At 62.3% G+C, this 11,912-nt stretch carries 9 protein-coding genes; 3 read left to right on the forward strand and 6 right to left on the reverse strand.

Annotated elements, in window-relative coordinates:
• Nucleotides 1–12 precede the first annotated feature (12 nt).
• From C4J89_RS10985 to C4J89_RS10995, 3 genes are all read right to left on the reverse strand, one after another.
• On the reverse strand, nt 13–2,250 hold the full coding sequence (locus C4J89_RS10985) for a molybdopterin cofactor-binding domain-containing protein (RefSeq protein WP_124414389.1): 2,238 nt from the start codon (nt 2,248–2,250) through the stop codon (nt 13–15).
• Nucleotides 2,250–2,708 carry a (2Fe-2S)-binding protein gene (locus C4J89_RS10990; RefSeq protein ID WP_124366618.1) on the reverse strand — a complete coding sequence of 153 codons (459 nt, stop codon included), beginning with the start codon at nt 2,706–2,708 and terminating at the stop codon, nt 2,250–2,252. The genes C4J89_RS10985 and C4J89_RS10990 overlap by 1 nt, the downstream gene beginning before the upstream one ends.
• A 168-nt stretch (nt 2,709–2,876) precedes the next feature.
• The gene (locus C4J89_RS10995) at nt 2,877–3,785 is read right to left on the reverse strand and encodes a LysR family transcriptional regulator (RefSeq protein ID WP_124414390.1); all 909 of its coding nucleotides are present in this window, start codon (nt 3,783–3,785) and stop codon (nt 2,877–2,879) included.
• 122 nt (nt 3,786–3,907) lie between these two features.
• Between C4J89_RS10995 and C4J89_RS11000 the strand changes: the two genes are divergently transcribed.
• Entirely contained in the window at nt 3,908–5,269 is a 1,362-nt protein-coding gene (locus tag C4J89_RS11000) for an MFS transporter (RefSeq protein WP_124414391.1), read from the forward strand.
• A complete protein-coding gene (locus C4J89_RS11005; RefSeq protein ID WP_124414392.1) occupies nt 5,266–6,540 on the forward strand; it encodes a glucarate dehydratase family protein in 1,275 nt (424 codons plus the stop codon). The genes C4J89_RS11000 and C4J89_RS11005 overlap by 4 nt, the downstream gene beginning before the upstream one ends.
• Nucleotides 6,541–6,606: 66 nt before the next feature.
• Here the strand turns inward: C4J89_RS11005 and C4J89_RS11010 are convergent, their stop codons facing one another.
• Nucleotides 6,607–7,545, reverse strand: coding sequence for a LysR family transcriptional regulator (locus C4J89_RS11010; protein ID WP_124414393.1), 939 nt, complete (start codon nt 7,543–7,545; stop codon nt 6,607–6,609).
• A gap of 108 nt (nt 7,546–7,653) precedes the next feature.
• On the opposite strand from C4J89_RS11010, the gene C4J89_RS11015 reads away from it, so the two are divergent.
• Entirely contained in the window at nt 7,654–9,153 is a 1,500-nt protein-coding gene (locus C4J89_RS11015; RefSeq protein ID WP_124414394.1) for a CoA-acylating methylmalonate-semialdehyde dehydrogenase, read from the forward strand.
• Between the two features lie 67 nt (nt 9,154–9,220).
• Here C4J89_RS11015 and C4J89_RS11020 read toward each other — a convergent pair whose 3' ends face one another.
• Entirely contained in the window at nt 9,221–10,465 is a 1,245-nt protein-coding gene (locus C4J89_RS11020) for a saccharopine dehydrogenase family protein (RefSeq protein ID WP_124414395.1), read from the reverse strand.
• 28 nt (nt 10,466–10,493) lie between these two features.
• The gene (locus tag C4J89_RS11025) at nt 10,494–11,591 is read right to left on the reverse strand and encodes a carboxynorspermidine decarboxylase (protein WP_124409552.1); all 1,098 of its coding nucleotides are present in this window, start codon (nt 11,589–11,591) and stop codon (nt 10,494–10,496) included.
• Between the last annotated feature and the right edge of the window lie 321 nt (nt 11,592–11,912).

Genomic DNA, 11,912 nt, shown 5'->3' on the forward strand with positions numbered 1-11,912 from the left:
ATTCCCTGTGCATTAACTGAAGGTGTAGCGGCTCAATGGCAAGCTGCGGATACGCTGGCCGGTCAACTGTGCCACCGCGTTGGCCACGGCTGGCGCCACGGCGGGCAACGGTGGTTCGCCGATACCGCCCATTTTTTCGCCGCTCTCGACGATCTTCACGTGTACCCGCGCCATCCGCGAGGGCGGCAGGATCGGATACAGGTCGTAGTTGCGCGCTCGCGGCTTACCGTCCACGTAGACCGCTTCCTCCAGCAAGGTTTGCGACAAGCCCAAGGCCACGGCGCCGTTGACCTGGGCTTCAATGATCGCCGGGTTGACGATGCTGCCCGGGTCGATGGCCTGCCAGATGTCATGCACCTTGACTTGGCCGTTGTCGATCGACACTTCGGCGATCACCGCCGCATGAGAGCCAAACGGTGAAGCCATGGCCACGCCTCGGGCTCGTCGGCTACCGTCTTCGGCGGTGAACGGCCCGCGCTTCCACCCGCCGGACAGTTCGCCCACCGCTTGCAGCAGAGTGGTCAGCCGCGCATTGTCGCGCAGCAGGTGCAGGCGCAGTTCGTACGGGTCATGGCCGCCCTTGTCGGCCAGTTCATCGAGGAACGCTTCATAGAAGAAGTCGTTCAACGAATTGCCCACCGAACGCCAGTAACCGAGCATGGCCGGGCCCTTGACGTAAATCTGGGCGATGCGCTTGTTGGGGATCGCATAACTTTTTCCGGATAAGCCTTCCAGCGCCGTGGGGTCGAGGGCGTCGCCTTGCTTGCCGGCAATCGCTTCGGTGGGGCCTTCGGTGGCGCTCACCGCTTCGATGGCCAGCGGCAGGCCTTTGTCATCCAGCGCGGCGCGGAACTTGACCACCGCGACCGGGCGCAGCACATCGCGCACGAACTCTTCCTCACGGCTCCAGATCAGCTTGATCGGCCGGCCGACGGCCTTGGCCAGGGCGATAGCCTGCGGGTAGGGATTGGCCGAGTCATACAAAAAATGTCGCCCGAAAAAACCGCCCAGCAACGGCGAGTGCAGGGTGATTTGCTCAACGGCCAGGCCGGTGCGCTTGGCGATGTCGGCGCGGAACATATCCGGCGCCTGGTTCGGCAGCCATACCTCCAGCGTGCCGTCGGGGTTATAGCGCGCCAGCGCCGAGGGCGGCTCCAGCTGGGCATGGTTGAGGTACTGGTTATGATAGGTGGCGTCGACGCGGGTCTTGGCGCTGGCCAGCGCGGCGGCCACGTCGCCCTGGTTTTCGTCGTCGCGGGCCGGGCCTTGCTGGGCGGCGAGAAAGTCGCGGTATTTATCGCTGGAAAAATCCGCCGGCATCGCGCGCACGCTGGAGTCGGCGGCGGCTTCGAGCCATTCCACCTGGATTGCTTCCACGGCCCGCTTGGCGTGCCACCAGCGTTCGGCAACCACCGCCACGGCGCCGGGCAGAGTGTGCACCGAATGCACGCCCTTCATGGCCTCGACCTGAGCCTGGTTGCGCAGGCTGCCCACCGTCATGCCCAGGCGCGGTGCGTGCTGCACGGCGGCGTGGAGCATGCCGTCGACTTTGAGGTCGATGCTGTACTGCGCCTTGCCGGTGGATTTGTCATAGGCATCCAGGCGTTTGACCGGCTTGCCGATCCAGCGGAACTGGCTCGGGTCGCGCAAGGTGATACTGGCGGGGTCGGGCACGGGCATGTCTAGGGCGCGGCCGGCCAACTCGCCGTAACCCAGCGAGCGGCCCGACGCCGCATGCACCACCCGGCCGGGTTGCGTGGTCAGTTGCGCCACCGGCACACCGAGCTGTTCGGCACCTGCCTGCATCAGCATGGCGCGGGCGAGGGCGCCGAGGCGGCGCATGGTCGGGTAGCTCATGCGCACCGACATGCTGCCGCCGGTGATACGCAGGCCATTTTCCATGACCACATAGGCTTCACCGGGCGGTGCGGCTTCGACCACGAAAGTGGCAGGGTCGGCGTCCAGCTCCTCGCCGATGATCTGTGCCATGGCGGTGTGCGTGCCCTGGCCGCCTTCCATGAAGGGGCTGAGCAGGCGCACGCTGCCGTCCGGGCGAATCTCCAGGAAGGCCGGCACTTGGGTGCCGCGTTCAGCGGCGGCGCCCGTGGCAGCCTGCACCCTGGACGCGCCGAGGGGCAGGCCGAAGCCGATGACCAATGCACCGACGGCGGTGCTCGCCAGAAAGCGCCGGCGCGACAGGTTGATCGGTGCGTCCAGGGTCACGCCGGGCAGGATCTCGGACATCTTCATCAAACGCTCTCCTTGCCGGCGGCCAAGTCATCCATGGCGGCGTAGATGGCATTGTAGGTGCCGCAGCGGCACAGGTTGATCATGGCCGCGTTGATCTGCTCTTTCGACGGTGCAGGGGTGTGCTTGAGCAGCGCCGTGGCCGCCATCACCTGCCCGGACTGGCAGTAACCGCATTGCGCCACCTGGCGCTCGACCCAGGCCGCGACCACGCGCTTGCCCACGTCATCGGCTTCAATCGCCTCGATGGTGGTGATCTCGCGGCCGACCAGCGCCGCCACCGGCGTGACGCACGAGCGCACCACGTTGCCGTCCACCAGCACCGAACACGCGCCGCACTGGGCCAGGCCGCAGCCGTACTTGGTGCCGGTCAGGCCCAGGTCGTCGCGGATCACCCACAGCAACGGCGTGTCGGCGTCGGCATCGACCTGATAGGCCTGTTGGTTAATACGTAATTCCATGGCGGCTCACCTGCTGATCATCGGTTGGTGGTGCTGAGTTCTTAGAGTTCTTATAGGAGAGGTGCGACCGCAGGTCGCCCATCGTCGAACTCTAGACCAGCGCGCAAGGGCCATCTATGCAATAGCCCACAAGTTCAGAGGATCAGGCAAGTATTCAACAGGATTGGGTCAATGGGGCGCCAGCAAGCTCGCTCCCGCAGCGCTGCGGATACCTTCGAGCAGCATGGTGAACGCCGGGTTGTCGTTGTGCTCGCGCCAGATCAGGTGCAGCTCGCTCTGCGCGCCTTCGCCCAGGTCGATATCGCGGAACACCACGTTCTTGAACACCACGCTGCTGGCGCAACGCGGCACCAGGGCCAGGCCCATGCCGGCGTTGACCAGGGCGAGGATGGTCAGGGACGAGCCGAGCCACTGCACATACTCCGGCGCGACACGGGCCGAGCGCAGCAAACCAGTGAGCAACTCGTTGAACGGCGGGTAGGCGGAATGGGCGTACATCAGGAACGGCTGCGCATCCAGGTCTTGCACGCTGACGGTCTCTGCCTGAGCCAGCCGATGACTGCTCGGCACCGCCAGCACAAACGGCTCGCGCACCAGGCATTCGGTGGTGTAGCCGGGCTCCAGCAGCGGCGCGCGGACGATGCCCAGGTCGATGCGTCGGGCGCGCAGGGCTTCGTATTGCTGGTAGGTGTTCATTTCGGACAGGTCGATCTTGACGTGGGGCTGCTTGAGGCGCGCCTCGGCAATCACTTTGGGTAAAAACTCATACACCGCGCTGCCGACGAAGCTGATATTGACCGTGCCGATATCGCCCTCGGCAAAGCGTCGCGCGGTGACGGCCGCTTGCTGGGCACGCTCGAGCAGGTTCTGCGCCTCGATGAAAAAAGCCCGGCCGGCGGCGGTCAGGGCGACGCTGCGGGTGGTGCGGGTAAACAGCTCCACGCCCAGGTGATGCTCGAGCAACTGGATCTGCCGGCTAAGGGGCGGCTGCGTCATGTTCAGCCGTTCAGCCGCCCGGCGAAAATTCAGTTCGATGGCCACGGTGGTGAAGCAGCGCAGTTGGGTCAGTTCGAACATTGATCTAATTCCGGTATCAATCGAATGCCAGGTTAGATTAGACGGGAACAATTCCCGGCGTCCATCATCGGTCTGCCCCTAGAAAAAACAATCCCTAAAAAAACAATGACTGGGAGTTGCCCGTGGATACCCTTCACAATCCGCCAGACCCGAGCGTGCTTGCCCGCGCTGCCGCCAAGGTCAAGCGCCATGTCCTGCCGCTGTTCGTGGTGATGTTCATCGTCAACTACATCGACCGGGTCAATATCGGCTTCGTGCGCAGCCATATGGAAACCGACCTGGGCATTGGCGCGGCGGCCTATGGCTTGGGCGCCGGGCTGTTCTTCATCGGCTATGCGATTTTCGAAGTGCCATCCAATTTGCTGCTGCAACGCTACGGCGCGCGGGCCTGGCTGACGCGCATCATGTTCACCTGGGGCGCGGCCGCGATGGGCATGGCCTTTGTGCAGGGAGAAACCAGTTTCTACGTGTTGCGCTTTGTGCTCGGCGCCGCCGAAGCCGGGTTCTTTCCCGGCATCATCTACTACTTCACGCAGTGGCTGCCGGCCAGCGAGCGCGGCAAGGCCATGGCGGTTTTCCTCAGCGGTTCGGCCATTGCCTCGGTGATCTCCGGGCCGGTGTCGGGCGCGCTGCTGAATGTCAGCGGGTTCAGCCTGCATGGCTGGCAATGGATGTTCCTGATCGAAGGCTTCGCCTCCATCGTGCTCTGCGGGTTTGTGTGGTTCTGGTTGCAGTCCCATCCCCATCAGGCCAAGTGGCTCAGTGACGAGGAAAAACACGCGCTGGTCAGTGCCATTGCGCTGGAGCAGCAGGCGCGCGAGGCGAGCCAGTGCGTGCGGCCGTCGATGTTCAAGCTGTTGGCCGACAAACAGATCGCGCTGTTCTGCTTTATCTACTTTTCCATCGCCCTGACCATCTACGGCGCCACCTTCTGGCTGCCGAGCATGATCAAGAAAATGGGCAACCTGGGTGACTTCCAGGTGGGCTTGTTCAATGCCATTCCGTGGTTGATTTCCATCGTCGCCATGTACGGCTTCGCGGCGCTGGCCAGCAAGTGGAAGCACCAGCAAGCCTGGGTGTCGCTGATGCTGGTGATCGCGGCGTTCGGCATGTTCATGTCTACCCTGGGCGGGCCGGTGTTTGCGTTCGTCGCCATCTGTTTTGCCGCGATTGGCTTCAAGGCCGCGTCGGCGCTGTTCTGGCCGATTCCCCAGGGCTACCTGGATGCGCGCATCGCGGCGGCGGTGATTGCCTTGATCAATTCGGTGGGCAACCTGGGCGGGTTCGTCGCGCCTACTACCTTCGGTTTGCTGGAGCAGACCACCGGGTCCATCGAGGGCGGGCTCTACGGCCTGGCCGCCACTTCGCTGGTGGCGGCGGTGGTGGTGTTCTTTGCCCGCACCGCACCGCGTGGCGGTACACCGTCCAACCCATCCACCGCGCCTCACCCTTTGTCTTTAGATCCACAGGGAGCCGTCTCTTGAAAATTATCCGCGTCACCGTCACCCCGATTGCCTTTCGCGACCCGCCGCTGTTGAACGCCAGCGGCATCCACGAGCCTTTCGCGCTGCGCTCGATCATCGAGATTGAAAGCGACACCGGCTACATCGGCCTCGGCGAAAGCTATGGTGATGCCCCGGCGCTGGCGATCCAGCAGCAGGTGCAGCAACAGCTGATCGGCCTGGACCCGTTCAACCTCAATGGCCTGCGCGCTATCGTGCAGGCCACCGTGGCCGCTCATAAACCGCTGAGCGTGGCCGGTGCGGAACTGGCGCCGGGCTCCCATGCCAGCAAAGCCGTGAGCAATGCCTATTCGGCGTTCGAAGTGGCGTTTCTCGACCTGCAGGCGCATTCGCTGAATGTACCGCTGGTGGACCTGCTCGGCGGCGCGATCCGTGACCAGATCCCGTTCAGCGCCTACCTGTTTTTCAAATACGCCGAACACATCGATTCGCCCTACAAGCCCGACAGCTGGGGCGAAGCCCTGACTGAAGCGCAGATCGTCGACCAGGCTCGGCGCATGCTCGAGACCTACGGTTTCAAAAGCATCAAGCTCAAGGCCGGCGCACTGGAACCCGAGCATGAAGTGCGCTGCATCAAGGCGCTGAAAAAGGCCTTTCCCGGTGTGCCGCTGCGCATCGACCCGAACGCTAACTGGTCTCTGGCCACCTCGATTCGCATGGCCGAACTGCTCGGCGACGACCTGCAATATTACGAAGACCCGACCCCCGGCCTGGACGGCATGGCCGAGCTGCACACACGCACCGGCTTGCCTCTGGCGACCAATATGGTGGTCACCGATTTTGACGAGTTCCGCCGCAGCGTGGCGTTGAACAGCGTGCAGATCGTGCTGGCCGACCATCATTACTGGGGTGGCCTGCGCGACACCCAGGTGCTGGCGAAAATGTGCCACACCTTCGGCTTGGGCGTGTCGATGCACTCCAACTCACACCTGGGCATCAGCCTGATGGCCATGGCCCACGTCGCGGCGTCGGTGCCCAACCTCGACTATGCCTGCGATACGCATTACCCCTGGCAGGAGCCAGACGAAGAAGTGATCAAGGGCGGCAAGCTGCCCATCGTCGACGGCTGCGTGAGCATCACCCGCGCGCCGGGGCTGGGCCTGGAGCTGGACCACGATCAGTTGGGCAAGCTGCATGACCAATACCTCAGTTGCGGTATCCGCCAGCGTGACGATGTGAAACAGATGCAGCGCTATCAACCGCAGTGGAAAACCGTCAAACCACGTTTCTGAAGCCGGTCGCTTGCTTTGCCCGGTGCCGTACTCGCGTGCGTCGCCGGGCCTTTTTTATGCGCTGCCTCAGCCCTCGAATCGAAACCCTCCCGCCAGCTGCGCCTTTAAAAAACCTACCAGCGCGTTCACTGCCTTCGGCACATGGGGCGAGTAGGGGCGGATCAGGTAGATTTCATCGGCAAATGCGCCCTTGAGCGTCCACCCCTTCAATACCTGCACCAGCTTGCCCTCGGCCAGCGCCGCATGGGCGCTGAAATCCGGCAGCAGGGCGATGCCCAAGTGATTGAGCGCCGCGTCGCGCAGGGCTTCGCTGTTGTTGGTGGCGAAGCTGCCGGCGATGGGCACGGTCAGGCGTTCGAGGTGTTTGCTGCCGCGCTCGAAGGTCCAGGCCGGCTGGTCGGCGCCCCGTGGGTAAAACAGACAGTTGTGCGCCGACAGGTTGCTCGGCTCGCGGGGTTCGCCATGGCGCTGCAGGTAATCGCGGGTGGCGACCAGCACCGAGGCGGTGTCGCAGAGCTTCCAGGCCACATGGGTCTCGGGTATCTGGAAACCATGGCGCACGGCCAGGTCGTAACCTTCGGCGGCCAGCGAACTCAAGGCGTCGGACACGTCCAGCTGGATGCGCACCTGTGGGTATTGCTGCAGGAATTGCGGCAGATGCGGCACCAGCTGTTGTCGGGCGAACGCCACCGGCGCGGTCAGCCGCACCAGGCCACGCACTTCGCCGGCCAGGTCACGCACCGCAGAGAAACTGCGGGCGATGTGTTCATAGGCGCTGCGCACCTCGCGGGTCAACGACAGCCCCGCATCGGTCAGCCGTACGCTGCGCGTGGTGCGCGTCACCAGGCGGGTGCCGGTGGCTTTTTCCAGGTCGGAAATCCGCTGGCTCACCGCCGACTTGCTCACCCCAAGGCGCGCGGCAGCGGCGGTGTAGGTGCCGTGTTCTTCCAGCACTGAAAGCCAATGGATGTGGGTCCACAGCCCTTCGATCTCTGCTTTTTCCATGGGGGTATTGTTCGCCAGAATGCACAATAAGTTCAGGATTCTGCTCTGGTTAGGAACAAAGCGAAAGCCTAAGGTGTGTACCAACGCCAACCACCTGGATCGCCTGCCATGCCGATTACCCTTGAGCACTACATCAACGACCAGCGCGTGAGCCGCGATGATCGCTATCAGGACGTCTACAACCCGGCCACCGGCGCAGTCACCGCGCGCGTGGCCCTGGCCAGCCGCCAGACCGTGGCTGAAGCCGTCGCCGCCGCCCAGGCCGCCTTTGCCGGTTGGGCCGACACCCCGCCGATCCGCCGCGCCCGTGTGCTGTTCGAATACCTGCACCTGCTGCGTGAACGCAAGGATGACCTGGCACGCATCATCGTCGCTGAGCACGGCAAGGTGTTTACCGATGCCCAGGGCGAAGTCGACCGTGGCATCGACATCCTCGAGTTCGCCTGTGGCATTCCCAACCTGCTCAAGGGCGAACATTCCGACCAGGTTTCCCGTGGCATGGACAACTGGACAATGCGCCAGCCGCTGGGCGTGGTGGCCGGCGTCACGCCGTTCAACTTCCCGGTGATGGTGCCGATGTGGATGTACCCGATCGCGATTGCGGCGGGTAATACCTTCATTCTCAAGCCCAGCCCCACCGACCCGAGCGCCTCGTTGTTCATGGCCGAGCTGCTGCGCGAAGCGGGCCTGCCCAAGGGCGTGTTCAATGTGGTGCAGGGCGACAAGGAAGCGGTGGACGCGCTGATCGAACACCCGGACGTCAAGGCCGTGAGCTTTGTCGGTTCCACGCCGATTGCCCAGTACATCTACGAAAGCGGTGCGCGTAACGGCAAACGCGTGCAAGGCCTGGGCGGCGCGAAAAACCATATGGTGGTGATGCCCGACGCGGATATCGAGCGCACCGTCGACGCCCTGATGGGCGCCGCCTACGGCAGTGCTGGCGAGCGTTGCATGGCAATCTCGGTGGCGGTGCTGGTGGGCGATGTGGGTGACAAGGTCATCGCTGCCTTGACCGAACGCGCCAAGCAACTGCGCATTACCGATGGCCGCGATCTCAAGGCCGAAATGGGCCCGATCGTGTCCCGCGCTGCCCTGGAGCGGATCAGCGGCTATATCGAGCAAGGCGTGCAAGCCGGCGCGCAACTGCTGCTTGATGGTCGCGACTACGTGCCCACCGAAGCGGGTTTGGAAAACGGCTTCTGGCTTGGCGCGACGCTGTTCGACCACGTCACCAAGGAAATGAGTATCTACCGCGAAGAAATCTTCGGCCCGGTGCTGGCCTGCGTGCGCGTGGATGATTTCGCCGCCGCAGTGAAGCTGGTCAACGACCACGAGTTCGGCAACGGCGTCAGCTGCTTCACCCGCGACGGCAACATCGCCCGCGAATTTGCGCGGCGCATCGAAGTGGGCATGGTCGGCATCAACGTTCCGATTCCGGTGCCAATGGCCTGGCATGGGTTTGGTGGCTGGAAAAAAAGCCTGTTTGGCGACATGCATGCCTATGGCACCGAGGGCGTGCGTTTTTACACCAAGCAGAAATCGATCATGCAGCGTTGGTCGGAGAGCATCGAGCAGGGCGCGGAGTTTGCGATGCCGGTGTCGAGGTAAGGTTTACCCTGCTCCAAAAAAAATGCGCCCAATCGGGCGCATTTTTTTTTCGGTCAGCTATCGCCGGTCAGGCAATCGCATCCCAGGCCCGATCACCGTGCTCGTCTTTGATCCGAGTCGGCAAGCCCATCACGTCCAGCGCTTTGAGGAACGGCTCAGCCGGCAGTTCCTCGACGTTGGCCATGTGTTTGACATCCCACTCGCCGCGCGCCACCAGCAGCGCAGCGGCTACCGGTGGGACGCCTGCGGTGTAGGAGATGCCTTGGCTGTCGGTCTCGGCAAAGGCTTCTTCGTGATCAGCCACGTTGTAGATGAACATCTCGCGCGGCTGGCCGTTTTGGGTGCCTTTGACCAGGTCACCAATGCAGGTTTTGCCGGTATAGCCCGGTGCGAGCGATGACGGGTCGGGCAGTACCGCCTTGACCACTTTCAACGGCACCACTTCCAGGCCTTCAGCGGTTTTGACGGGCTTCTCGGAAAGCAGGCCGAGGTTTTTCAGTACGGTGAATACGTTGATGTAGTGTTCACCGAAGCTCATCCAGAAACGCACATTGGGCACGTCGAGGTTTTTCGACAGCGAGTGCACTTCATCGTGGCCGGTGAGGTAGAGGTTCTGCGAACCGACTACCGGCAGGTCGTCGGTGCGTTTGACTTCGAACATGGTGTTGCTGGTCCACTGGCTGTTCTGCCAGCTCCACACCTGTCCGGTGAACTCGCGGAAGTTGATTTCCGGGTCGAAATTGGTGGCGAAGTATTTGCCGTGGGAGCCGGCATTGACGTCGAGAATGTCGATCGAATCAATGCGGTCGAAATGCTGTTGCTGCGCCAGCGCGGCGTACGCGTTGACGACACCCGGGTCGAAGCCCACGCCAAGGATGGCCGTGATGTTCTTCTGTTTGCATTCTTCCAGGTGGTTCCATTCGTAGTTGCCGTACCACGGCGGGGTCTCGCAGACCTTGCCCGGCTCTTCGTGGATGGCGGTGTCGAGGTAAGCCACGCCCGTATCGATGCAGGCACGCAGCACCGACATGTTGAGAAACGCGGAACCCACGTTGATGACGATCTGCGAGTCGGTCTCGCGGATCAGGGCTTTGGTCGCTTCCACGTCCAGAGCGTTCAGCGCGAAGGCCTGGATGTCGGCGGGTACCTTGAGGCTACCCTTGGCCTTGACGCTGTCGATGATGGCCTGGCATTTGGAGATGTTGCGCGACGCGATAGCAATACGACCGAGTTCGTCGTTGTGCTGCGCGCACTTGTGGGCCACCACCTTGGCGACACCTCCTGCACCAATGATAAGAACGTTCTTTTTCAATTGCTTTATTTCTCCTATATCCGCCAGCTTACGAAAGGCTGGACAGGTAGTCGTCGTAACCAAATTCACGAACCACTTCGACTGTACCGTCGAGTTGTTTCACTACGATGGACGGCATTTTCAGGCCGTTGAACCAGTTTTTCTTGACCATGGTGTAACCAGCGGTGTCGATGAACGACAGCCGATCGCCGATGGCCAGCGGACGATCAAATTGATACTCGCCGAAGATGTCGCCGGCCAGGCAGGATTTGCCGCACACCATATAGGTATGCTCACCCTCGCTCGGCGCCAGCTTGGCGTTAAGGCGGTAGATCAGCAGGTCCAGCAGGTGGGCTTCGATGGAGCTGTCGACCACGGCGAGGTTTTTACCGTTGTAGAGCGTGTCGAGCACGGTGACTTCCAGGGACGCGCTGTTGGTGATCGCCGCTTCGCCGGGCTCCAGGTACACCTGCACGCCGTACTTCTCGGAGAATGCCTTCAACCGTGCGCAAAACGCATCCAACGCATAGCCTTCACCGGTGAAATGGATGCCGCCGCCGAGGCTGACCCACTTGACCTTGTGCAGCAGCGCGCCGAAGCGTTCTTCGATGGTGCCGAGCATGCTGTCGAACAGGCTGAAATCGCCGTTCTCGCAGTTGTTGTGGAACATGAAACCGGAGATTTGATCGATCACGCCGTCGATCTTCACCGGGTCCCACTCGCCCAGGCGGCTGAACGGACGCGCCGGGTCGGCCAGCAGGTAATCGGAGCTGCTTACCTGTGGGTTGACGCGCAGGCCACGGGTCTTGCCTTCGGAACGTTCGGCAAAACGCTGCAGTTGGCTGATGGAGTTGAAGATGATCTTGTCGCAGTTATCCAGCATCTCTTCGATTTCATCGTCGGCCCAGGCCACGCTGTAGGCGTGCGCTTCACCGTCGAACTTCTGGCGGCCGAGCTTCAACTCATACAGCGACGACGAGGTGGTGCCGTCCATATATTGCTGCATCAGGTCGAACACCGACCAGGTGGCAAAGCACTTGAGCGCCAGCAGAGCCTTGGCGCCGGACTGCTCGCGCACGTAGGCAATCTTCTGCATGTTGACCAGAAGCTTCTGTTTATCGATGAGGTAATACGGCGTTTTGATCATTTTTGAGAGCCTGCGGCGGTGCCTGCCAAAAAAGGACACGCATTGTGCCCGCACTTGGATCAGATCGAAAGGTTAGCCGGCGGATTTTGCTGTGCCGGTTTTACGATCTTAACCACTGAGTATGACTACTGATCGTTCCCACGCTCTGCGTGGGAATGCATCCCATGACGCTCCGCGTCACCTCACAAGCGGGACGCAGAGCGTCCAGGCGGCGTTCCCACGCAGAGCGTGGGAACGATCAACGCTGTGTAGCCAGGCTTCACTGACATCAAACCGTCATCTCCCCACCACCTTCCTGCCACATTCCCCCGTTACTGTCCT

The sequence above is a fragment of the Pseudomonas sp. R4-35-07 genome (assembly GCF_003852235.1).
GTDB lineage: Bacteria > Pseudomonadota > Gammaproteobacteria > Pseudomonadales > Pseudomonadaceae > Aquipseudomonas.

What these genes read in the sequence shown, in the direction of transcription:
- C4J89_RS10985 (WP_124414389.1), bottom strand. Translation starts at nt 2,250, where the DNA reads ATGAAGATGTCCGAGATCCTGCCCGGCGTGACCCTGGACGCACCGATC.
- C4J89_RS10990 (WP_124366618.1), bottom strand. Translation starts at nt 2,708, where the DNA reads ATGGAATTACGTATTAACCAACAGGCCTATCAGGTCGATGCCGACGCC.
- C4J89_RS10995 (WP_124414390.1), bottom strand. Translation starts at nt 3,785, where the DNA reads ATGTTCGAACTGACCCAACTGCGCTGCTTCACCACCGTGGCCATCGAA.
- C4J89_RS11010 (WP_124414393.1), bottom strand. Translation starts at nt 7,545, where the DNA reads ATGGAAAAAGCAGAGATCGAAGGGCTGTGGACCCACATCCATTGGCTT.
- C4J89_RS11015 (WP_124414394.1), top strand. Translation starts at nt 7,654, where the DNA reads ATGCCGATTACCCTTGAGCACTACATCAACGACCAGCGCGTGAGCCGC.
- C4J89_RS11025 (WP_124409552.1), bottom strand. Translation starts at nt 11,591, where the DNA reads ATGATCAAAACGCCGTATTACCTCATCGATAAACAGAAGCTTCTGGTC.